The 22,936-nt window shown below is 39.2% G+C and carries 24 protein-coding genes; 11 read left to right on the forward strand and 13 right to left on the reverse strand.

Annotation, left to right across the window (positions count from 1 at the left end):
- Positions 1 to 77: 77 nt before the first annotated feature.
- The gene (locus tag ACIQ0H_RS05815) at positions 78 to 371 is read right to left on the reverse strand and encodes a HesB/YadR/YfhF family protein (protein WP_403412192.1); all 294 of its coding nucleotides are present in this window, start codon (positions 369 to 371) and stop codon (positions 78 to 80) included.
- Between the two features lie 38 nt (positions 372 to 409).
- Positions 410 to 1,012, reverse strand: a complete 603-nt coding sequence (plsY, locus tag ACIQ0H_RS05820) for a glycerol-3-phosphate 1-O-acyltransferase PlsY (RefSeq protein ID WP_403412195.1) — start codon at positions 1,010 to 1,012, stop codon at positions 410 to 412.
- Between the two features lie 298 nt (positions 1,013 to 1,310).
- Here plsY and parE point away from each other — a divergent pair, with 298 nt between their 5' ends.
- From parE to ACIQ0H_RS05835, 3 genes are all read left to right on the forward strand, one after another.
- Positions 1,311 to 3,284: a DNA topoisomerase IV subunit B gene (parE, locus tag ACIQ0H_RS05825; RefSeq protein WP_403412198.1), complete on the forward strand. Its 1,974-nt coding sequence runs from the start codon at positions 1,311 to 1,313 to the stop codon at positions 3,282 to 3,284.
- Entirely contained in the window at positions 3,281 to 5,710 is a 2,430-nt protein-coding gene (parC, locus tag ACIQ0H_RS05830) for a DNA topoisomerase IV subunit A (protein WP_403412201.1), read from the forward strand. The genes parE and parC overlap by 4 nt, the downstream gene beginning before the upstream one ends.
- 97 nt (positions 5,711 to 5,807) lie before the next feature.
- Positions 5,808 to 7,025: an MFS transporter gene (locus ACIQ0H_RS05835; RefSeq protein ID WP_403412204.1), complete on the forward strand. Its 1,218-nt coding sequence runs from the start codon at positions 5,808 to 5,810 to the stop codon at positions 7,023 to 7,025.
- A 64-nt stretch (positions 7,026 to 7,089) separates the two neighbouring features.
- Here ACIQ0H_RS05835 and ACIQ0H_RS05840 read toward each other — a convergent pair whose 3' ends face one another.
- Both ACIQ0H_RS05840 and ACIQ0H_RS05845 read right to left on the reverse strand, forming a co-directional pair.
- The gene (locus ACIQ0H_RS05840; protein ID WP_403412207.1) at positions 7,090 to 7,668 is read right to left on the reverse strand and encodes a Fic/DOC family protein; all 579 of its coding nucleotides are present in this window, start codon (positions 7,666 to 7,668) and stop codon (positions 7,090 to 7,092) included.
- Positions 7,652 to 7,828, reverse strand: coding sequence for a hypothetical protein (locus tag ACIQ0H_RS05845; protein WP_403412210.1), 177 nt, complete (start codon positions 7,826 to 7,828; stop codon positions 7,652 to 7,654). The genes ACIQ0H_RS05840 and ACIQ0H_RS05845 overlap by 17 nt, the downstream gene beginning before the upstream one ends.
- A 183-nt stretch (positions 7,829 to 8,011) precedes the next feature.
- Between ACIQ0H_RS05845 and ACIQ0H_RS05850 the strand changes: the two genes are divergently transcribed.
- The gene (locus ACIQ0H_RS05850) at positions 8,012 to 9,220 is read left to right on the forward strand and encodes an MFS transporter (RefSeq protein ID WP_403412213.1); all 1,209 of its coding nucleotides are present in this window, start codon (positions 8,012 to 8,014) and stop codon (positions 9,218 to 9,220) included.
- A gap of 163 nt (positions 9,221 to 9,383) precedes the next feature.
- Here ACIQ0H_RS05850 and ACIQ0H_RS05855 read toward each other — a convergent pair whose 3' ends face one another.
- The 4 genes from ACIQ0H_RS05855 to ACIQ0H_RS05870 all read right to left on the reverse strand — a co-directional run bounded on the left by ACIQ0H_RS05855 (position 9,384) and on the right by ACIQ0H_RS05870 (position 12,812).
- On the reverse strand, positions 9,384 to 9,782 hold the full coding sequence (locus ACIQ0H_RS05855; protein WP_403412216.1) for a hypothetical protein: 399 nt from the start codon (positions 9,780 to 9,782) through the stop codon (positions 9,384 to 9,386).
- Positions 9,783 to 10,329: 547 nt separating this feature from the next.
- On the reverse strand, positions 10,330 to 10,755 hold the full coding sequence (locus tag ACIQ0H_RS05860) for a ferritin-like domain-containing protein (protein ID WP_403412218.1): 426 nt from the start codon (positions 10,753 to 10,755) through the stop codon (positions 10,330 to 10,332).
- A 915-nt stretch (positions 10,756 to 11,670) separates the two neighbouring features.
- Complete coding sequence (locus ACIQ0H_RS05865) at positions 11,671 to 11,859, reverse strand: hypothetical protein (RefSeq protein ID WP_403412221.1); 189 nt, start codon at positions 11,857 to 11,859, stop codon at positions 11,671 to 11,673.
- A gap of 227 nt (positions 11,860 to 12,086) precedes the next feature.
- Positions 12,087 to 12,812 (reverse strand): sulfite exporter TauE/SafE family protein, encoded by a 726-nt coding sequence (locus tag ACIQ0H_RS05870; protein WP_403412224.1) that lies wholly within the window; start codon positions 12,810 to 12,812, stop codon positions 12,087 to 12,089.
- An 84-nt stretch (positions 12,813 to 12,896) separates the two neighbouring features.
- Here ACIQ0H_RS05870 and ACIQ0H_RS05875 point away from each other — a divergent pair, with 84 nt between their 5' ends.
- Entirely contained in the window at positions 12,897 to 13,061 is a 165-nt protein-coding gene (locus ACIQ0H_RS05875; RefSeq protein WP_403412227.1) for a DUF6877 family protein, read from the forward strand.
- Entirely contained in the window at positions 13,048 to 13,197 is a 150-nt protein-coding gene (locus ACIQ0H_RS05880; protein ID WP_403412229.1) for a hypothetical protein, read from the forward strand. Before ACIQ0H_RS05875 ends, ACIQ0H_RS05880 begins: the two co-directional genes overlap by 14 nt.
- Before the next feature lie 707 nt (positions 13,198 to 13,904).
- Here the strand turns inward: ACIQ0H_RS05880 and ACIQ0H_RS05885 are convergent.
- The gene (locus ACIQ0H_RS05885) at positions 13,905 to 14,066 is read right to left on the reverse strand and encodes a YtzI protein (RefSeq protein WP_403412232.1); all 162 of its coding nucleotides are present in this window, start codon (positions 14,064 to 14,066) and stop codon (positions 13,905 to 13,907) included.
- Between the two features lie 507 nt (positions 14,067 to 14,573).
- On the opposite strand from ACIQ0H_RS05885, the gene ACIQ0H_RS05890 reads away from it, so the two are divergent.
- The 3 genes from ACIQ0H_RS05890 (at position 14,574) to ACIQ0H_RS05900 (ending at position 16,657) form a co-directional block, all read left to right on the forward strand.
- Positions 14,574 to 15,011 (forward strand): BrxA/BrxB family bacilliredoxin, encoded by a 438-nt coding sequence (locus ACIQ0H_RS05890; RefSeq protein ID WP_403412234.1) that lies wholly within the window; start codon positions 14,574 to 14,576, stop codon positions 15,009 to 15,011.
- Positions 15,008 to 15,787: a class I SAM-dependent methyltransferase gene (locus ACIQ0H_RS05895; protein ID WP_403412237.1), complete on the forward strand. Its 780-nt coding sequence runs from the start codon at positions 15,008 to 15,010 to the stop codon at positions 15,785 to 15,787. The genes ACIQ0H_RS05890 and ACIQ0H_RS05895 overlap by 4 nt, the downstream gene beginning before the upstream one ends.
- A 270-nt stretch (positions 15,788 to 16,057) precedes the next feature.
- Positions 16,058 to 16,657 carry a YpjP family protein gene (locus ACIQ0H_RS05900; protein ID WP_403412239.1) on the forward strand — a complete coding sequence of 200 codons (600 nt, stop codon included), beginning with the start codon at positions 16,058 to 16,060 and terminating at the stop codon, positions 16,655 to 16,657.
- Between the two features lie 812 nt (positions 16,658 to 17,469).
- Here the strand turns inward: ACIQ0H_RS05900 and ACIQ0H_RS05905 are convergent.
- The 3 genes from ACIQ0H_RS05905 to ACIQ0H_RS05915 all read right to left on the reverse strand — a co-directional run bounded on the left by ACIQ0H_RS05905 (position 17,470) and on the right by ACIQ0H_RS05915 (position 20,445).
- A complete protein-coding gene (locus ACIQ0H_RS05905) occupies positions 17,470 to 17,955 on the reverse strand; it encodes an Arm DNA-binding domain-containing protein (RefSeq protein ID WP_403412416.1) in 486 nt (161 codons plus the stop codon).
- Between the two features lie 532 nt (positions 17,956 to 18,487).
- Positions 18,488 to 18,823, reverse strand: coding sequence for a collagen-like protein (locus ACIQ0H_RS21510; RefSeq protein WP_483882528.1), 336 nt, complete (start codon positions 18,821 to 18,823; stop codon positions 18,488 to 18,490).
- 551 nt (positions 18,824 to 19,374) lie between these two features.
- Positions 19,375 to 20,445 carry a beta-propeller fold lactonase family protein gene (locus tag ACIQ0H_RS05915; protein WP_403412245.1) on the reverse strand — a complete coding sequence of 357 codons (1,071 nt, stop codon included), beginning with the start codon at positions 20,443 to 20,445 and terminating at the stop codon, positions 19,375 to 19,377.
- A gap of 525 nt (positions 20,446 to 20,970) precedes the next feature.
- Here ACIQ0H_RS05915 and ACIQ0H_RS05920 point away from each other — a divergent pair.
- Both ACIQ0H_RS05920 and ACIQ0H_RS05925 read left to right on the forward strand, forming a co-directional pair.
- On the forward strand, positions 20,971 to 21,177 hold the full coding sequence (locus ACIQ0H_RS05920) for a DUF6366 family protein (protein WP_403412248.1): 207 nt from the start codon (positions 20,971 to 20,973) through the stop codon (positions 21,175 to 21,177).
- 253 nt (positions 21,178 to 21,430) lie between these two features.
- Positions 21,431 to 22,099, forward strand: a complete 669-nt coding sequence (locus tag ACIQ0H_RS05925; RefSeq protein ID WP_403412250.1) for a DNA alkylation repair protein — start codon at positions 21,431 to 21,433, stop codon at positions 22,097 to 22,099.
- 543 nt (positions 22,100 to 22,642) lie between these two features.
- Here the strand turns inward: ACIQ0H_RS05925 and ACIQ0H_RS05930 are convergent.
- On the reverse strand, positions 22,643 to 22,936 hold a 294-nt coding region (locus ACIQ0H_RS05930), incomplete at its 5' end, for a transposase (protein WP_403412253.1).

The following is a 22,936-nucleotide window of genomic DNA, read 5'->3' on the forward strand; positions in this document are numbered from 1 at the left end:
CCAACATGCAAAACTGACATTGATATCATGCACTATGAATGATTAAGAAATAAAAAAAAGCGTGTGGCACTGTGCCTTCACGCTTTTTCATATGAATAAATTAGTTCATCTAGTTTTGGATCCACGTTAACATGCAGGTCATGCTCTAAGAAATACCATTCATCTCGACGTTCGATATAGTACTGGACACCATCGTGTTCCGTTTTAACTGCAGCATCATCTGGGGCTTCCATTCTGACACCAAGTGAAAATCCTTCATGCAACGGACTTGCACCACCGTATCTAGCGAAAAATTGAATGCTATCGCCCTTTTCGGTGGCCATTTCTTCTTTAAACCAGTTCAATGCTTCAGTCGATAAGATGATCTTCATTTCCCCACACCATCCTTCCGGTTAATGTCTCCATTGTATTACAACCACTTCACTTTTGGCTCGGTACCTGCTTTAATACGTCCAATATTTGCCCGGTGGCGATAGAAAATGAAAACAGCGAAGCAACCAATCATAACCATCAAGGTGATATCGCCTGTTCTAACGTAATAAAAAATACTATAAAGGAAGCCAACAATTGCAACAATCATAGAAGTAAGCGATACCATTTTTGTCATTTTCAATACAATGAGGAACGTGGCAAGAACTAAAATAAATACAGGCCAATTATAGCCAAGAATGACACCACCAGAAGTGGCCACTGCTTTGCCGCCTTTGAAACTGGCGAAAACGGGATACATATGTCCAACGACCGCAAGAATGCCTGGAACCAGGAGGTGAACATTTGTCTGTTCGAAAAAAGGCAAGGCCAGCAATCCAACAGCGGCTGTACCTTTTAAAATATCAATGATTGTAACAGCAATCCCCGCTTTTTTTCCTAAAACGCGAAATGTATTCGTCGCACCTAAATTGCCACTACCGTGCTGGCGGATATCCATTTTGTAAAACAGTTGTCCAACCCACAGTGCTGACGGGATGGAACCAAGTAAATAAGCGATGAGTAACAGTAAGATAATTTCCATTCTATACCCCTTTTATATAGTTCTATAGTGATTTTAGTTTAGCAGAACCGTCTGTTGACTACAATGGCTTCACGTAGAGAATCGTTTGCCATCCAGGCAAATATTGCTGAAGTAGATTGGAATCGTTCATGCGCAAACATCTGGTTTTAGCAACTATCATTTAACGAACATCGTTGCAATAAATCATCTTCTTCTATACAATTAGTTGAGCAAGCTTCCGAGAACGTTGATTTGACAACCTTCTGGGGAAGCAGTACGATTATATAAAAGAGAACGTTTGTTTGAAGGGGGTCGTAATTTGACGAAAAAACAGGAAGCATATAAATATGATGATGATTCGATTCATGTATTAGAAGGTCTAGATGCGGTTCGTAAACGTCCCGGTATGTACATAGGATCTACCGATTCCCGTGGACTTCACCATTTGGTCTATGAAATCGTTGATAATGCGGTAGATGAGGCACTAGCAGGGTTTGGATCTGAAGTTGATGTAACACTTCATACAGACGGTAGTGTCAGCGTCCGGGACTACGGACGTGGTATGCCGACAGGAATACACGCGACTGGAAAGCCAACAGTAGAAGTTATTCTAACAGTCCTTCATGCCGGCGGTAAATTTGGCCAAGGCGGCTACAAAACGAGTGGTGGACTACACGGCGTTGGGGCATCCGTTGTGAATGCTTTGTCTGAATGGCTAGAAGTAACGATTTTCCGCGACGGTAAAAAGTTTCGTCAACGATTTGAACAGGGTGGAAAGCCCGTGACCACTCTCGAAGAGATTGGCACAACACGTGAAAAAGGGACGCTTATTCATTTTAAACCCGATCCATCTATTTTTTCGGTCGTAAAATATCAATATGATACATTAAGCGAACGCCTACGTGAGTCTGCATTCTTATTGAAAGGCCTAAAAATTGATCTAAAAGAAGAAGGCACAGATAAGCACGAAGTTTTTCATTATGAAACAGGAATAGAGGCTTTTATCTCTTATTTGAACGAAGAGAAGGATGTCCTGCATAATGTCGCCTATTTGGACGGAGAATCTGATGGCATCGAAGTGGAGTTTGCTTTCCAATTTAGTGATGGCTATTCGGAAACCATTTTGTCATTCGTCAATAACGTTCGGACAAAAGACGGCGGAACACATGAAACAGGTGCAAAAACCGCGATGACCCGTGTATTTAATGAATATGCACGGAAAACGGGTTTATTGAAAGACAAAGATAAGAACCTCGAGGGCTCGGATATCCGTGAAGGGATTTCAGCCATTGTATCCGTTCGTATACCCGAGGAAATCTTGCAATTCGAGGGGCAGACGAAAGGTAAACTTGGGACAAGTGAAGCGCGAGGTGTCACGGACTCCATCGTGTCTCAGAAGTTGTTCTATTACCTGGAGGAAAATGCTGATTTAAGTGCATCACTCGTTCGGAAAGCCATACGTGCACAACAAGCACGGGAGGCGGCACGGAAAGCACGAGAAGATGCACGTTCTGGGAAAAAGAGGAAAAGATCAGATACGCTACTGTCTGGTAAATTAACACCCGCACAATCGAGAAATGCCGCGAAGAATGAACTGTACCTAGTAGAAGGTGATTCCGCTGGAGGATCTGCAAAACAAGGTCGCGACCGTGTTTTCCAGGCCATTTTGCCGTTACGAGGGAAAGTACTCAACACGGAGAAGGCGAAACTCGAAGATATTTTGAAAAATGAAGAGATCAATATGATTATTCATGCGATTGGCGGCGGCGTAGGTTCGGACTTCCAAGTGGAAGACATCGCCTACGACAAAGTGATCATCATGACGGATGCCGATACAGACGGAGCGCACATTCAAGTGCTACTACTGACATTCTTCTATCGCTATATGAAGCCCCTTATTGAAGCAGGCAAAGTGTACATCGCATTACCACCACTATACAAGGTGTTTAAAGGCGCAGGGAAGAGCGAGAAACTGGCCTATGCATGGACGGAAGCCGATTTAGATGAAGCCATGAAAAAAATTGGTAAGGGGTATATGCTACAGCGCTATAAAGGACTTGGTGAAATGAATGCGGATCAGCTATGGGATACAACGATGAACCCAGAAACACGTACGCTTATCCGAGTCACAATCGAAGATAGCGCGATATCTGAACGTCGGGTCACGACGCTAATGGGCGATAAAGTAGAACCAAGACGTCGTTGGATTGAAGAGAACGTCGATTTCGGCATGTCGGAAGAACATAATATTTTGGACAATGAATTTTTGCATGTCGAGGGGGACTTTGAATGACTTTAGAAGAACGTTACCAGGATCTACCCTTGGAAGAAGTGATCGGTGATCGATTTGGACGCTATAGTAAATACATCATTCAGGACCGGGCATTACCGGATGCACGCGACGGTTTGAAACCTGTTCAACGGCGTATTATGTATGCCATGTTCCATGAAGGGAATACGCATGATAAGGCTTTCCGTAAATCGGCCAAAACCGTCGGGAACGTCATCGGTAACTATCATCCCCATGGCGATTCGTCCGTCTATGAAGCAATGGTGCGGATGAGTCAGGACTGGAAACTGCGTCATATGATGATTGAAATGCATGGTAATAACGGTTCTGTCGATGGGGACTCCGCTGCTGCCATGCGTTATACTGAGGCACGATTATCTGCAATTGCGGGCGAAATGATGCGGGATCTCACTAAAAATACAGTTGATTTTATCCCTAACTTCGATGATACAGAACCTGAACCGACTGTTTTACCTGCCCGTTTCCCGAATTTACTAGTCAATGGCTCAACGGGAATTTCTGCAGGTTATGCAACGGATATACCGCCACATGCGTTGCACGAAACGCTTGATGCAGTTCTCATGCGTATGGACAATCCAGACGTTTCGGTTGATGAATTAATGACTGTTATCAAAGGACCTGATTTCCCAACTGGGGGGATCATCCAAGGAACTGACGGCATCAAAACGGCTTATGAAACCGGCAAAGGACGTTTCGTAATACGTGCAAAAACAGCAATAGAACCGTTAAAAGGCGGTAAGTCGCAAATCGTTGTGACAGAAATTCCATATGACGTTAACAAGGCCAATATGGTTAAGAAAATGGATGAGCTCCGGCTGGATCGTAAATTAGACGGTATCGCCGATGTACGCGATGAATCGGATCGTACAGGCCTCCGTGTCGTCATCGAATTGAAAAAAGACATCGATGGCAATGGAATTCTACAATTTTTGCTTAAAAATACGGATTTACAAGTCACATACAACTTCAATATGATTGCTATTTCTGATCGCAGGCCGAAGCTGATGTCATTACCAATGCTACTTGACGCCTATATCGATCACCAGAAGGAAGTAGTGACACGTAGATCACAATATGACATCAAAAAAGCGCAAGACCGCTTGCATATCGTAGAAGGTCTTATGAAAGCTCTATCCATTTTGGATGAAGTCATCAAAACGATTCGCGGATCAAAAGATAAGCGCGATGCGAAAAATAATTTGATAGCCAAGTTTTCGTTTTCTGAAATCCAGGCGGAAGCAATTGTGTCACTCCAACTTTATAGGCTTACGAATACAGATATTACGGAGTTACAACAAGAAGACGCTGAGTTGCGAAAGCTGATCGAACAGCTCGATGCCATTTTGAAAAGCGATAAAAAACTTTCATCGGTTATTCAAAAAGAGCTAATCGCAATTCGGAAGCAGTTCGCTGAACCACGACGTTCTGTAATTGAGGCGAAAATTGAAGAAATCAAAGTAGACCTTGATATTCTTGTGCCAAGTGAAGAAGTTATTGTTTCCGTAACAAAAGATGGCTATGTCAAGCGTACTAGCGTCCGTTCTTATGGAGCTTCAAATGGAGCTGGGCAAGATATGAAGGAATCGGATTATAGTTTGTTAGAAGTGCCAATGAACACGCGCCATCATTTGCTGTTGTTCACGTCTTTAGGAAACTATCTATATCAACCGGTTCATGAGTTGCCAGACATCAAATGGAAAGACCTTGGTCAGCATATTTCTAGTATTATCGCGCTCGAGCAAAACGAATCGATTATCGCGGCAATCGGGTTAGAAAGCTTTGATCAAGAAGCGTTCATTTTGACTTCATCGAAAAATGGTGCTGTTAAACTATCAAAACTGGCGGATTATCAAGTCCAACGCTATTCAAGAACGTTTAAAACCATGGGCATTAAAAATGGTGACCAAATGGTAGATGCTAGAATCGTCAAAGGAGACGAGGATATTATCCTATTCACACATCAAGCCTATGCACTTCGTTTTCAACTTGAAGAACTGTCGGTAACCGGCATACGTACGGCTGGCGTGCGCGGCATCAATTTGAAGGACGATGATCAAGTTGTAGCGATGGAAGTCATTCAAGATAACGGTGCTTCTATCTTACTAGCGACTCAGCGTGGAACTGTGAAACGAATGAGTTTGAAAGAGCTAGATAGAGCAGCACGAGCACAGCGCGGCGTCGTTGTCCTGAAAGAACTAAAATCCAATCCATATCGCGTTGTCGGAGCTAAAATGGTGACAACCGATGAAATCATTGTGTTGGCAACCGAAAAAGGTAATAAGTTTGCCATCGTTGCGGGGACAATACGTCCAACCGATCGTTACTCGAACGGTAGTACGACTACAGATGAGAAAAAAGACGGCAATGTCACGCATATTTACAAAGATCCAAAAGCTGAAATTGAATAAAGTAGGTAGACAGGTCACGGGAAAGATTCCCGTGACTTTTTTTCAAGCCTGCTTTATAATAATTCGATAAGCGAAATAATAGAACGGGGATTGAGTTATGTGGAGAAATCGTAACATTTGGATCATTTTAACGGGGGAAATGATAGCGGGCTTGGGGTTGTGGACTGGAATTATTGGGAATCTTGAATTTATGCAAGAAAAAATCCCTTCAGATTTCATCAAAGCACTGATTATGTCAGTAGGTCTGTTAGCGGGAATTATTGCGGGGCCACTTGCTGGAAAGGTCATTGACCAGTCTAGAAAAAAGACTGTATTGCTTATATCCGGCTTCGGGCGGATGATTAGTGTTGTCTTTATGCTGATAGCCATCTCAACTGGATCTGTTTGGTGGATGGTCGCCTTTATGATCAGTATTCAATTAGCAGCTACTTTCTATTTTCCTGCATTGCAAGCAGCGATTCCACTTGTTGTGAAAGATGATGATTTGCTGACCATGAATGGTTTGCATATGAATGTTGCAACCATTGCGCGTGTCGCGGGAACTGCTTTAGCGGGGATTATGCTCGTTTACTGGTCACTGGCGTCTCTGTACTGGGTATCGATGATTGCCTACGGTGGACTTCTTATCTTTACCTTAATGCTACGGATTGATGAAGGTGAGGGCAGAGAAGCTAAAGTGAAGACGGTGGGCGGTAAAGGCGGCTTCATGGAAGTGTTTCCGGTGTTGAAGGCTTATCCGGCCGTCGGAATGACGCTGGTGATGACACTTATACCTTTGCTGTTTCTGGGGTCGTTCAATCTACTCGTTATTAATATTAGTATCATTCAGGATTCAGCGTCCATTAAAGGTCTTATCTATACGTTTGAAGGAATTGCATTTATGCTAGGATCCTTTGCCGTGAAGTATATTTCATCCAAATGGAAAACAACAACGATTCTATTTTTCTTTGCAATTATGGTAGCAGTCGCTGAGTTTATGCTGTTTTTTGTAAGCAGTACGGCCGTTACATTAGCCGCTTTTGCTGTCTTAGGCTTTTCATTAGGCTGCTTTTTCCCAACAGCGATGGTCATATTCCAGAAACAGATGCCCAAAGAATATCACGGTCGATTTTTCTCATTCCGCAATATGCTAGAACGGGTCATGTTCCAAGTTGTTTTATTGTCAGCAGGTGCATTTCTCGACATTATCGGACTCCAATCGATGGTCATCGTATTCGGATTGATCAGTTTAAGTATGACAGTATTGTTCTTTATGCAGATGAAAAAACGAAATATTATATTGGAACAACCGAAACAAACCGCAGAAAGTGCCTAACTTTCTGCGGTTTTACTATTGTATAAGAAAAAACGAACTGTCCATTTTGGAAGTTCGTTGGTGTTTAGTCTATTGAAGTTAAAGTATTGAGTAAAAGCTGTTCAAGTAAATCTTCACTCGTCACTGCTCGAATCATAGCTTGCATGTACTGATTGCGATCCATTTTGTCGTAAGCCCATAAGAACCCTTTCTGTTTTGCAAAGGATTGCAGGAATATTCGGATTGTGCGACCGTTACCTTCGCGAAATGGGTGCAGCATATTCAGTTCAGATTTGAAATAAGCTAGCCTTTTTGCTGCATGCTCAAGAGAATCCCAATTGTTCTCATTGTTCAGCTGAGTAAATAAATTAGAAGCATATTCATCCATGAATTGCACTTGGCAAAAGCGTGTGCCACCTTTCATCAATTGGACATCTCGGAATTGTCCAGAAAACGCGTAGATATCTTGGAAAAGGTGGCGGTGAAGCTCAACAAAGTCAGTGAGCGAAAAAGAAGTAATGTTGTATACTCCTTGCTCGATTTGAGTTGCACGCATTGAAAACGTAAACGCCTCAGCCTGCTCAAGCTCAGCAAAATCAGTTATACTTAACAGATTTGTCTTTAAAAGATAAGCGTCATTTTCAAATTCATTGTACTTTGCCATTCGCTAAAGCTTCCTTAATCAAAGCTGGTGTGATAATTATCCCCGAATTGACGATTTCGAGAGCCTTTTGTTGTAAGGGATGGCTTAAACCTAAATTTTCAAGCTGCATGTTTTTTAATACGCGGTTAAATTCAGGAGAATTTAATTGAATTTGCTTCATAATAAACGACCCCTCTCACTACTATTAATTATAAGCTGATGTACAGGATTTATCCACTTAATCATGCGGACTTCCACTTTTTATATCACCTTTTGTATTCACACTATTGTATCAATTTGAAGTAGTTTGGAGGCGGAAATTTGGTATGCTTATATAGGGTATTGGAGAATACGGGGGATGTTCATGAGGATTTGGAAGAAATATTCACTACTGTTAAGCGGTATAGGCGTTTCCTACTTTGGAAATTGGGTGTATCTAATTGCATTAAATATATTAGTACTTGATATGGCGGGTTCAGCTGCTGCGGTTGCAGGGATTTACATTGTTGGACCCATTGCAAGGTTGCTAACAAATTTATGGGCTGGCACTATCATCGATCGCGTGAACAAAAGGAATTTGATGGTCTTAGCGGACATCTTAAGAGGTTCGCTAGTTTTACTCGTTCCATTTCTTGATTCGCTATGGACTGTCTATAGTATTCTTTTTGTAGCAAATATTGCAGGGGCATTTTTTGGTCCAAGCTCGACCTTTTATATTACAAAGTTTGTAGCTGACACGGACCGTAGAAGATTTAACTCGATTATGAGTATGATGAACTCGGGATCATTTTTAATCGGACCAGCAGTAGCGGGTGTACTCATTGCTTTAGTTGGGACCACTTGGTGTATCGTTTTAAACGCAGTTACGTTCTTTTTCTGTGCGGTTTGTATCGCCAAACTGCCTGATGTCGAAGATGAAAACTTACAGAAACGAGAGCCAATTACTGTGAAGATGCTTGTTTCTGATTGGCACGTTGTCAAAGGGTTTATTCAGCAGGACCGTTATTTTATAAAGATTTATTTACTATTTCAGTCGGCACTTATGATTGCTTTTGCATTAGATTCCCAAGAGGTCACATTTATTAAGCAGAATTTAGTGCTGTCTGACCAAATGTACGGGCTTATCGTCAGTATTGCAGGTGTAGGTTCATTATTGGGAGCGGCGGCTTCTGCGGGACTTGCAAAGCGTTTCTCGTTGCAAATGTATGTAGGCGTTGGAATGATTTTAACAGCGGTTGGCTATTTGTTGTTTTACAGTGCAGTTGATTTTTGGACAGCAACAGCAGCCTTTCTTTTTTTAGGTTTTTTTATGGCATTTAGTAATTCGGGTTATGATACGTTCTATCAGAAAAATGTTCCGACAACCATCATGGGGCGCTTTGGTAGTCTTGCATCGATGTTCCAAAGTTTGTTGCAAATTACGTTTACATTTATCTTAGGCGTGATAGGGGAATGGTTCTCATTGCAAATGGTGGCCATTGGTTTTGCAAGTATCGCTGTATTCGTAGCTCTGTTACTTTGTAGACATGTATTTAGCAAGCGGCATAGACCGTATTATGCAGAGGGAAATTAGAAAGGAAAAATATAATGAATAAGATAATTTATTTAAACTAATATGCAAACCAAGCAAGATAGTATCTATCTGGAGAATAATTAAAAGCTGGGAGAAAATTGTTCCCAAAAATTTCGAACAACCATTATTAATCCAAGTCTTTCACACTCTTAGGCGCATTCTCTTAACTATCAAAACTACCTAAAATCATAAAATCTACAAGAATTCCACTCACTGGATTTTCTGAACCTAGTACAGTAATTCCTAGCACTACTATACTACTAATATTTGTAACATTCGCAGAGACATATTTTGCACTTACATTTTTCTCGCGCATTTGAACTTTCGGTCTTGCATTTATCGAAGGATTTGTTGAATATACGCTTGACACTGCATAGTCAATAGTTGTCAATAATGGTTTGCCGTTTGCTAATCCGTTTTCTGTAAAATAAAGTGTAGCTATACCATTAGCGTCTGATGTAGCTTGTCCATAAACGATTCGCTTTACTTTTTTTGGATTCGACTCTCCTGCTTTAAACACTTGAAGAGCTGTTGGTGCCAGTAAAACAAATTCAATGCTCATAGTTATTCTCCCTCTGTAATACTTTGATATCTATTACAAACAACAACTTTTATTAAATGTATGATTGTCTATACATTAATATTCTATGTACTTTTTATTAGTTTATTACTTTAATGTTTCTTTATGATTTGTGTCTCGCAAGGTAGAAAGGTCGATCATCTTCCTAAGGATATGGGCGGGCATTTCAAAACGATGGTTACGGGGAGCAATGTGGTTGAGGTGATGCGCGGGAAATTTATCGTAATGTTTGGCAGTAGAAGGATTGACGAATAAGCCGTCTTAGGGCGCTAGAAGGACAGGCAGAAAGTTATCTATTTACCTTCGTGGGGAAAGCTTTAAAGAGGAAACAACGTGAAGTTTGGAGTTTATTGAGGAGTCGATAGAATGACGGTAGTTATAAATGGGAAAGTCGTTACTTTCATCGTAACAACAGTGTTTAACTGTGCATGTTTCTACTCGCTTTGAGGGAAGTCTGATATGTCGAAGGAGTGGACTAGACACATTAGGCGTAACAAAAAAGCCGACATGATTGTCGGCTGCTAAAAAATTAGAGATGATTCATAAAATATAAATACCAAACTGCATGATTTTGTTCGTCAGCTGATGCTCGTGTAAAAGCATCTCTAATGGCCGGGTTATCAGTACTTCTTGCTATATCGTGATAGAAGTCAACAGTTTCCTGTTCATCTATGAATGCAGCAAGTATTCCACTTTTATATTCAGTAGGACATTGTTTTGTTATTTGAGGAGTGGGTTGTTTCCCTGTTAAAGAAATATACAGGTACCAAAAGGTTTCATAGTGCCTGATTTCATCTTTTCTGATTTCAAGAATGCGTTTTTTTATAACTTCATTCGGCACTTGATTTGCTAAAACTTCATAACAGTAAATTGCATGATACTCCCCATCTATTGCTTTCAGAATGTTATTTAGAACATCTGAGTTTGTAGAAGGATGCGTGGGACTAGAATTCATTCTTCTTACACCTCCATTCTCAATGTATGAGTGATATCGGTAATATGAACCTAGTCCTACAGAACATGGAATTCTTATTGGGCAGTACGTCCGGAATATGAAATAAAAATCGGGAGTAGTTTTGCAAATAACGACTCCCAAACTTTAGAAAATAATTATGATGTTAACTTTCTCTAACTGTTTGTTCAGGAAAAAGTTTCCCGAACAAAGTAACTGAAGAGATAGTTAAACAAACAACAATAAAACCAGTGGATAGATTTGTTGTGTTTAAACCGTAATGAGCAAATGCTGATGAAAGAATGTAACTGATTACAAAACTGAGAAGAACTACAAAAATTATACTTGTATTTTTCTCCATTAATTAGTTCACCTCGCTTTCTAGTTAGAATATACGTCAGCGAGAGTGTGAAAGTTTCGGTTTTTCGGTGTATGACAAATTTTTGTTGCGTAGTACGACCATTCTGCGAAGCGCAGAGAAACTAAGTGAAGTTAGTTCTATTGTTCAGTTCGTAGATCATGCAACGATTTTGGATAAGACTTAGATCGGTAATTCAAAGACTCCTTATATCCTCCTACTGGTAGATGGCCTATAGAAGTTAGAATTATCGCTGCTGCGAACATAAGTATTAGTTTCTTCAATTAATTTATCTTCTTTCTATTTGTTTATATATAAATATTACACCTTTTATGTTTCAATACAATTCAATTCCCAAATGATATTGATCGAGAAGAAAAATTCGAAAGAACTGATAAGTTTTGAAACTCTAGCGAAAAAGAATTTTAAAGGAAATACTAAGGTTTTTAGTTACGCATAATTGTTAATATGCATTACGGTCCATTAGGTGCTGTTTAGACACATAAGGCGAACAGTTCATACATCAAAAATTAAAAAAGAACTGTTCTAAAAAGGAACAGTTAATTAATAAAAGTTTGATTAATAGCTTTAAAAAGAGCTTTTCCTTTGTTGTAAACAAATCGTTCCCATTTAGCTAATAACCCGTTTCCGTTCTCACCACGTTCTAACTCTAACGCATGATTTTTATGGAAATCTGTTATACGTTTATTATGATCTTTTTGCCATTGGTGCAATGCGTTATGTTTCATGTTCAATTCTCCTATCTTTTAATCCTTAAATTATATGCTTCTGATTGATACATGAAAAGTAATTAAGTATTTAATTTTATAAAAAGAGAAATGGATAAGCAATTTAGAGAAAATATGACGCAGTACGACCAAACTATAACTCAATTTAACAGGCTTTTACTGTATGAAGGTCTTAAATTAAAAAACTGAGATGTGCTAATGATTTAGAACTCTATTATCTAGTTATGTCATCGAGATAAGATACTTTCTATTAATAAGAAAACCCCAGTGCCCCCTAAAAGAATATATGTCAAAATTCGGAATGTTTTTTGGTTAAAATGTTTGAATAGAATTTGCCCTATTATCAACCCGATAAATACAGCGGGAATGGCATACAAACTTGAACGCCAGATACTCAAATCTGTTCCAGTTAAAAACAATTGAGAAACAAGACTAATGAAATAAATAAACAAATAAAATGCTAATGTTGTGGCTCTTGTTTTTTCTTTTACAGAATTTGTCCCAGCAAAATAGATCAATAATGGTGGTCCAGGCATACCGATACTTATTGTTAAAAGACCAGAGATTCCACCTATAATGTAATCTCTAGTTGTAGTTGATTTAAATCTAATATTGAAAATTAGCATTAACGTTAGTGCTAATAAAATGATACTAATGATTATTTTAAAAGTACTAATATCAATAGATATATAAACTAACCCACCAAATGGAATACCAACAATACTTCCTAAAATTAATTTTTTTAATAAATGTTTATCAATGTCCTTTTTGATATTCATTATTAAAGCACCAGAGATAATTAATGAAAGAATAATGTTTATTTGAATAGCCTCTTGAGGTTTGAATAGCATCAATAAGAAGGGAGTGGCCATAATCGAAAATCCAAAACCAGTACTTGTTTGTAAAATAGATGCCACGAATATAATACAAATATATACAAAGAAATTTTCCAAAGTTATACCTCCTAATAATAATACGACAATATATTCGATTCTATTAGACTTTATCAAATAAACATAAAGAATAGGAGGAATTGAATGAATCCTATATATGAAATATCAAATTTAGCTAAAAACATACCATCGAAGCATTGCAGGTCATTCACCAACAGCATTACGGACCTATTGTCTAAGGGTGGCGAGCATTATGAGTCGTATGTTTTTCAACAGTTAAGGTGCGCGAAGAAGTTTGTGGAAGATTGATACTCACGGTGCAGCAACTAGAAAGCCATTTGAGGTTGGTAATGTGGTTGAAGTCGTTGTTAATGTAACTCAAAAAGAAGTTGAGGACTATTATTATCTCAAAGAGGTTCAAGGAGTTCATAAAGGTACTCCGTGATCAGCAGTATGAGGTGTTGTTTGCGGAGTGCAATAGGGTCGGGATATTTCGACATAGTGAATTGAGGAGGGGGTAAAATAAAAGACATGGCAGCAAGACTGAAATTGCATCGAGAGCGCATTGCGAATCTGGAGAACTGCGTTTTCAGGGCTTAATTGCAAAACACGATTAGATATTACGACTTTTTCGGATTGGACTATGAATTCATCTTATTCGCAGACTTCATGGAGTTTAGTACGACATATGGAGCGGATGGCGACATACGGATTGAGGGAATGAAATAAGACAGGAATCCTCCTGTCTTGGCTAGCGAAAGGCAGGAGGGGGTCCTTGTGATGGAACAAGAAAGTTTGGATGTTGGACTGCCGTGATACTGCTCGTAGCGGCACAATTTACAAGAGCAATGGACTTTTCTTTTGTTTAATGTCCCACACAAAGGCATGGACTCGCTCTATTATTGCAGAACATCTGTTAGAATCTTGAATTGCCCTCTTTCGCAATGCGCGTTAAGGAGTGCTACAGCACAACCTACAAGCTTGGTACAGAGCTGATCAACTATGTTAATTAAAACATTGCTAAGTTCTTTTCATTATGTATGTATTGAGAGTACCACGGACGCAATATGAAAACTGTTTAATACGCAGGTCGACTAACGTGCGAAGGAATGATAACTGTGGTGTAGCAACTAACTGTTTTTGTCGCGGTCATTATTCTATTTCGGTTCTCACCCTATTCATATCTTTTGTATGATCATCAATCGGATCAATTGTATGCTTATATCGATAACTTTTATGGATAACGATATAGATAAAAATAATTTGTAAAAATAAAATCAAGAAAATAATGCAAACCCATATTACAGTTGCCATTTGATAGCCTCCTTTCTGACTGTATCTATTGTAAGTTTACTACAAAATCTTCTTAGTTATTGGGGAGTTCATTACGGATTGGTGACTTATTTCCGGTGATTGCGTAAGTGTTGGGATTTTTCGGTATGATGAATAGTGTTGTTGATGAAGCGATTAAAGCGTCTTAAAGCATAAATACTTTATCCGTGTGCGCTGAAGAACAGTGAGTTAATCCACACATTGCAGAGAAGGGTAAATGCTTGAGGCAATACGAGGGTCTAAATGTTAAGGACATGGCGGCAACATTGAAATTCCAATAACAAGTTGCACGAACCCCATAGATCATCCACATCTAGTTACGAACCTAAAAAGGCTATAGCAGGACTGCTAAAATAAATCACAAAAACTAACATGAAACTAACATTTAAAGTGAAGAACGATGAAAATACACGGAAGATGAGGTAGAATAGAACACGTAGAACCTGATATGCTAAGCAATTTTGAATACATATGAAAAGGGGCGGTAACATGAACGCGTACGATGAGTATATGAAGGGCATTGTGAAACCGATGCGAGAAGAGCTTGCGAACAACGGTTTTATAGAGCTAACAACGGCTGAGGATGTCGAAGGAACGATGAAAACACTAGAGGGGACGGCACTTGTCGTTATTAACTCTGTTTGTGGATGTGCCGCGGGTCTTGCGCGACCAGCCGTAAGGGAAGCCCTTCAGGAAGCTGAGTACAAACCAGACCACTTATTTACGGTATTTGCGGGACAGGATAAGGAAGCAACGGCAATGATGCGCGATTACTTCCCAGAAGTGCCTCCGAGTTCACCTTCTATTGCACTATGGAAAGATGGGGCGCTAGCCTACTTTATTCCACGTGAACAGATTGAGAACTTTGAGATGGAACAAATTAAAGACCATCTAGCAGAAGTACTCGGTCAAGTCTGTCAAAAGTGAGCACCATTATTACGACGGGCGGACGCCCTGATGGACGTTCCGAACGGCTTGCGCAGGACGCTGCAGAAGTACTTGGATGTCCCATCATCGAACGAAAAAAACGCTCCATTATGCGCTTGCAGCAAGAGTATGGTGCGGATGTCATTGTGGCGGGGAAAGATCGCTTCGATTTATACCGTATTGGGATGGACGAGCCTTTTTTCTTTCACCCCAATTCAGCTGCGTTTCGCTTGAAGCGATTAGTGAATGGTGAGATGGATCCATTGATTGAAGTGTCACATTTAAAAAGTGGAAATTCCTTTCTTGATTGTACATTGGGATTGGCCTCTGACAGCATCATTGCTTCTTTCATCACAGGTGACAGCGGCAAAGTACAGGGCGTCGAAGTGGATCCGGCTGTTGCATTTATTACTGGACGGGGATTAAAATCGTTCCCGTCAGAATCAGACCTCCTTGTACAAGCGATGAATCGAATTGAGGTTATCCAGTCAGATGCTATCGAATTTTTGCGCGCACAAGCTGATTCTTCTTGGGATATTGTTTACATGGATCCAATGTTTCATGCTCCGATTGTGGAGTCGTCTAATTTTACTGCGCTACGACAAGTTGGCTTTCATAGCGAACTGAGCCAACATTGGATGGAGCAGGCACAACGCGTCTGTAAGCGGCGGGTAGTCGTCAAAGATCGGTTCGATTCATCGGTATTCAAACAGTTTAATATGACAAGAAAAATTAGACCAAACACGAAATTTCACTTTGGTTATATAGAAAAATGAAAAACGCCGTCACTTCCTCACATCGAGGCTGACGGCGTTTTTTCTGATTAATGTGTGAAACTTAGTGTGCTTAAATACAGTAGCAATGCGAGCATTCCGATTCCGATAAGTAGTGTCACATCCATCAGTGGTACCCTCCTTCAAAAAAACGTACATTTATCTACAGTTTTATTGTACAATGAAAGTAGTAAAGAAGAAACCTTTTCAGTATCTTTTCGTCTAGTTACTAATAACAGTTATAAAAAAATACATAATTGTGGGTGAACTCTTATGAAAAAATGGTTTCAGAAAACACTTATTGTTGCAGTTGCCTTCTTAACGCTAGGCGCTATTTCGCCAAATCACCATTTATGGACAAGTTTTCAGGACAAAGACTCAGCGAAACATTCCGAACAGCCACCGAAAAATGATAATTATCCGTTTGAATTAGCGGATCCTTATTTCTACGACCAATATGAAGAACAACCAAGTTTGGTCGATGAGTCGCTAATTGCTTCCGCAAAAGAACTATCGTACATGAAATTTGGCACAAAGATTGGACCCGTGATTGCCACGGAATTCGACGAGGTCATTTTTCCGAAAATTGAAGAAGCTATCCATGTGACACTTGAAAGTTCCGGAGACTTGCATAAGCGTCGGCTAGCTATCACCGAAAAACCGGCGGGTGATTATGCCGAGAAGATTTTCAATGTCTATGATTTAGCAGATGGCAAAGATTTGATTCGCTTTCATGTACGTACGGAGAAGCGTCCACAAGACGGCTATTTCTACAATTTCCATTACCATACTGCAGATGATGCGTTTGTCGCCCACCATTCGATTGGGGACATCTATTGGTCAAAAAATACGCCACCAAAATGGTTATCCTAAAAATATTGAAACACTCGTGAAAATTACGGGTGTTTTTTTCTTTGGAAACATCGATATACCAACGTTTTGAGGTTTCGCGAATACATAATCACCAAATAGATTTTTATTGAAAAGTGAAAGAAATATCGCGTACCCCAATTTGTACCCCAAATCGACTATTTTTTAATTTTCGAATGTATTTAAAACGACAATTTGATCCATCAAGTTAGATGCTTGAATTTCATCTTTTTCAAATGAGTGCGCGTAAACTTTGTAAATTGTTTCAGGCGTATCTCCTACCAGTTCGGTAACAGTGGAAATCGGGGTATTTTTGGATAGTTGTATTGTAACGAACGTGTGCCGTAGGTAGTGGGGGATGAGTTATTTCCTCTCTTTCGCATATCAAGTCAATAATGCGCTTCATGTACCGCTCTCCAAGCGGAACACCAGCGTAGGTGACGAATACATACCCATCGAGATTCCGAAACTAGAAAGACTCCATCGTTTGCTCGTGCCACTCTCTATAAGTGAGTAATAGCTTTTTGATGTTTTCGTTCATCGGGAATTTCCGATAACTATTTTTCGTTTTCGGGGTTCTTGGCCCGAAGCGATCCTTCGTCCTTCTGATGTGAATTATATTATTTTCAAAGTCTATATCACTTTCCCACATCAATGCCCACATGCTCTTAATTCTCCAGTACGCATCCTCGTTAAAAATAATAAACTAAATGCAGTGTAATGTGTGATTTTGTATTTCGTCCGCGCAATCTCCAATATTTTTGTTACTTTATCCACAGCAATAGCGTTCCTTTTAAAGCTTTCGGCAGCGCCCTTTAAATTAGGCGCAGAAAGCCATTTCTGTCCAGTATTTCATTTTTGATAGCGAACATAAAGACAGCATTCAAAAGCCTGTAAATCGCTATAAGATTTCCTTCCTTGAATCCTTTTGTTATCAAGGGGTCTATCAATTTCTTTTGTATCACAAGATTGTTTATGTTTTTAATCTTATTTTGACCAATCACATTCAGCACATAGTTTTCCATTATGTACAGATGGTCTCTTTTCGTAGTGGGCTTCCAGTTCGTTACACTCGCTTCAATGTAGATTTCATTCAGCTGCTGCACCGTCAGTTTATCGTTTTCTACAAAGCTAGTATTGCCATCTAAAATAGCGGCTTTAATTTCAATCAACGCTCGCTCGGCTTTTTCAATCGATTCGAAGCCTTGCTTGGTCTTTTCACGCCGAGTGCCGTGTTGGTCGTAGGTTGTTAATATTTGTATCGATAGGCGAATTGTTTTTTTGTTCCTTGCTTGTACCAGTAGATACTATCTATTTTAGTCCTTGTCATTTTTATACGAGCCACAAAAGTCCCCCCCCTTTAATTAAGAAAGCATTGCATACGCATGTTGTTGCGTAAACTTCTCCAATAGTGCATTTTCAACTAACGGGTGCTTGAGCTTAACTTGTTGAACATCCGGACCATTATGCGCATTAATTCCTAATTGAACTAACGAGCAGGTTAGTTGGAGAATAAACATATTGACAATATTGTGCCTTTTGTGCTGTTGGTCTACGGAGTGTGGAAAAACACGTAAATCATCACGGATAAGGCGAAGAAGCAGGAACAGGAATTGAAGCGGAAAGGGTTGAAGTGATATGGTGAAGATTTTCATAGATCCAGGACGCGGCGGCCGATTACCCGACAAGAAGTATGGGCAATGCTCGAACGGATGGATCGCATATTAAAGAAATAAGAACAAATAAAAAGGCGACTACTCATCGTGAGTGTCGCTTTTTATAATTGTATCGAGTTGTTTTTATACTTTCTTTGTTCCAGGGCATTCGATTGGACTAGGTAAAATTCGGATTTAACATTTTAATGAGAATAGAGGCATTTACATTTGCTTGTGTACCACCTATCACAGATGCAAGACCAACTGCTGCCGCAGAAGAATGATTTCGAAGTGTAAGAACATCGAAAGCTGCTATGGTGATAATTGCCTGACCGTTGTTTTGCTGAGTGCCAGCACCTGAGCCGTAGATTGTTCCCGCAACCGGTAAACCGTTTCTGAATAGTGCGAACTGGTTGGGTTCTGTACCGGACACTGAGAAAGTAACTTCGTAGACTCCCGGATTAATTACTGAAATTTGAGAAGTTCCAGGGATATGCGTAATTCCTGGTGTCATTATTCCATTTGTATCAAAAAGGACATCAGCCTCTATGGCTACCGTTTGGGGGGTTAAGTTGTATATATACCCGTATTCGCATAACCCACATGTGGTTTCAGTAGTAGTAGACCCAGCTGGTCCGGTAGCCCTAAATGGTCCTATTGGCACTTTTGGTACTTCGCATACTATTTTACAAGAGCAAGCATGGCTATTACATTTACTACATCTGCGATTAGAATCGTGGTTATAATAATCCATTTTTATCACCTCCATATGTCATATTGTCATATAATATTCGTGCAAAAGATGGAGGGAAGGGCAATTGCTACTTGTCTTACTATCAATAAATAAATTAAAAATACAAATCAGAGATTTATTCTGTTGTAAATGTGGAGTTTGATTCTGAAAGAATCCTGAAACCGGGATGTTGGACTGGTCGATTGGCTTGATGATGCGCTTATAGTAATCATTCCATTGCGGAGTGGTCGCCTTTTTTTATTGTTTAAAACCCTTGAGCTCCAAGTACTTTAGATTATGAAATCAACTCGTTTATATAAAAAGTTTATCTTTTATCTGCAGATTGTCCCAGTTTTTATACCGGTAGGACCGTTAAATCCTGGGATTGTAGCGATTACCATATTTGTTGCTATATTTATGACAGACACAGTATTGTCAGCTTGATTTGTGACATAAGCAAGTGTTCCATCCGGCAAGATGGTTACTTGGTCAGGAGATGCTCCTACAGGGATTGTAGCAATCACCGTATTTGTTGCTGTATTTATGACAGATACAGTATTACTACCTTTATTTACAATGTAAACAAGTGTTCCATCAGGTGTAATTGCTGTTCCCACAGGTTCTGTACCAACAGGGATTGTAAGAATCTCCACATTTATTGCTACATTGATTACAGATACTGTGTTACTAGCTTCATTTGTAACGTAAGCAAATTGTCCGTTCGGTGTGATAACGATTGATCTAGGACGAATTCCCACAGGGATTGCCACAACCATCAAATTTATTGCTGTATTTATTACTGATACTGCATTTGAGTTTTCATCTGCAACGTAAGCAAACGCACCATTCGGAGTAAAATCTATGCCTTGAGGTTGGAGTCCTACTGTAATAGTATTTGTTACGGTATTTGTTGCAGTATTTATTACTGATACAGTGTTAGTTCCATGATTTGATACATAAGCAAGTGTTCCATCTGGTGAAATTGCTACACCAAGTGGATTAGGTCCTACCGGTATGGTGGAGATTGGAGTGTTTGTTGCAGTCTCAAAAACCGTTACATTATTCGATAAGAAACCTGGAACATAACCAAGTGTTCCATTTGGTGAAATCGTTACTTCTAGTGGACCAGTTCCTACTGGAATGGTAGCGACTATAGTATTTGTCGCTGTATCAATCACTGATACCCTATTATCAGGAGTATCTAGCGTACCAGCGTCTGTAACATATACGAGATAGTTACAAATTGGCGGTACAGGTAAAAATGGAGGCTTAGTGCAACGAAGACGACAACGACAACAACAAGGGCAACAACAACAGCGACGACGACAACTTGGATTTGATTTAAACTTGATCGGTTTAAAATATTTATGTTCTTTCCACACAATGCACACCCTTTCCATCATATATTGATACTATATGCAAACAAAATTATGTTTTTTGTACGTTTTACCTTAACCAAATACTTCTGAACAGTGTCGGGTGGTTGATTATATTAATTTCCAAGCATTGTTTGATTTCTAAATTATAGTGTTTACTGGTGATTCTTCGAATAGTTCTTTAATAAAAATAACGAAATTCAAAGATGTATCCCCTGTCCAAAATTTGAGAGTGAATGGAGAAAAGCTTTGTATCCCAAACTGTCCAAATGGAATTTAAGAGAAATATATTGAGATCCTATTAGCTGGTTTAGATGAACAACAGGAGATCGTCTATTGGCGGTCTTCTTTTACGCGTATTTCGCACATGCAAAAGGCGACTACTCTTAATTGAGCGGTCGCTTTTTTTGTTTGTCGATTTAAAGAGGTATTCGTAGTTGAAGTGCCGAACAACAGAATGATGATCAAATTATCGGGAGTGACCTGTTCTTGTTCAACTAACGTAGCAGGTTAGTTCAATAGCAAACATGATTTTTAAGAAAAAATTTAGAGGTGGTGTTTTCATCGAACAAAGATAAAGAAAGTCCTGAAAAAATAAGAGAAAGATTGAGACAAGAAGAATTAAGAAGAAACCCTGCCGGAAGTATTCACGGTGGAGGACTTCAAGATTTAGTTGGGAGTCTAGGTTGGAAAGGTACAGGAATACTCATTCTTTTGATAATAGTTGGTAGCATAATCTATTTAGCTTTCTTCTACTAACGGGTGCGTTTCTTTAAAAAGGAATGCTCTTTTCGTATCCAATTAAAAGAAAGTAAATGTTATTATTATATTGAATATGGTTGCGCTTCTATTATAGGTGGAGAAAGCTTTAATACGATAAATGCTACAATATTAATAAAGGTAAACTTTGGAGGCACACCACTGCAATGAGACTTATAACGAAATTAAGTTCTTGATATATCCTGTCAAGGACATATTATGAAGCAGTGCTTTAATAAAGGAGTTGTATAAAATGAATGAAAATAAAGGTACAGAAATAAAACGCTCTTCAAAAGCAGAAAACATTCTCCCTCAGATCAATAGTAAAACTAAGCTAGGCGACTTACGAAAAATCGCGAAGGACATTAAAAAAGATCACGAACTAGCTATGGAACTTTGGTCAACCGAAGAGTTTTTGCCCAGACTATTAGCAATCTTAATTATGGACAAAAAACTTCTTTCACAACATGTGCTAAATAAGCTTGATAAGGATATGCAGACTCACACTTTTGATGAGCGAAATAACTTAATGGATTGGTTAATGGCTAATCAGCTCACCAAAGACAAGAAGAAAATTGCATTGATGGAGTCATGGGAAAATAGTCCTTCTGCTCTTCAAAGGCGAGCTTTCTGGTATTATCAAGGGCGATTGAGATGGACTGGACAAACACCGCCTGATAACACCGCAGACTTGCTAACTGCATTAGAAGCTAATATTACGCAGGAAGAACCGGAAGTTCAATGGGCTATGAATTTCACCGCAGGCTGGATAGGCGTTTATAATGAAAAGAATCGCGCACGTTGTATTAAACTTGGTGAGAAAACGGGTCTTTACAAAGATGAAATAGTAGCAAAAGGATGTACTCCCAGCTATTTGCCGGAGTTCATTACGATTGAAGTTAACAAACGACATAATAAATAGTTACCTCTAAAAAAATTATTAGGGTTTAATGCAAAAAATAAAGGAATTCAAAGCCTCAATATGAAAATTGTAATAGGCTTGGACCGAAAAATAAAGAAAACAACGCGTTTTGGCAGCTAGTTAGTGAAATATGCAAGGAAGATGTAAAGGATTAACCCACTATCTCTTTTTGATCTGTAGGGCGCTTATTTTTAAGAAGAACAACTTTCCAGCTGCGCAGTACAACAATACTATTCAATAGAAAAAGATCTTCCACAATCGGGCGCTTTTCTTTAATAAGAAAGCGTCTTTTTGCATGGACAACACGTTTAAGGGATTAAGTTTATCGAGGTGTAAAAAGGATTGTGAAGTATCGTACTTAAACTAACGGGTGCTTTCTTACGTCCAGTCAAGTGTTTTCTTTAACTTTATTTGCTCATATTATTTATGTAGGTTGGGGGCAAATGAAAATCTAACGATTTAAGTTTTTGCGTATACTAAATAAACCTGGTGAGTTTTAATTTTTTTCACTAGGCGTTTACGTATGGTAAAATATTGTTGCGACTATGAGTTGGCGGCTAACCTGTATTCATAGTTCATATTGTGTGTAACGAGAAAGAAGATTATCTTCAACAACTTGTTTACACATGCGATGGAAGCGACCTTATGACATTTGTTATAGGGTTGCTTTTTCAGTTTGTCATAATAGTCAACGAAGTGATTTTGTCCGAAACGTCTTATCCTAATCATATTTTGAATGATGATATATAGTAATTTCCTAAGTTGTTTGTTCCCACGTTTATTAATTTTGTCTTTCGCAATAAATTTACCGGATTGGTAACGACGAATATCAATACC

The sequence above is a fragment of the Sporosarcina sp. NPDC096371 genome (assembly GCF_044762865.1).
Taxonomy (GTDB): domain Bacteria; phylum Bacillota; class Bacilli; order Bacillales_A; family Planococcaceae; genus Sporosarcina.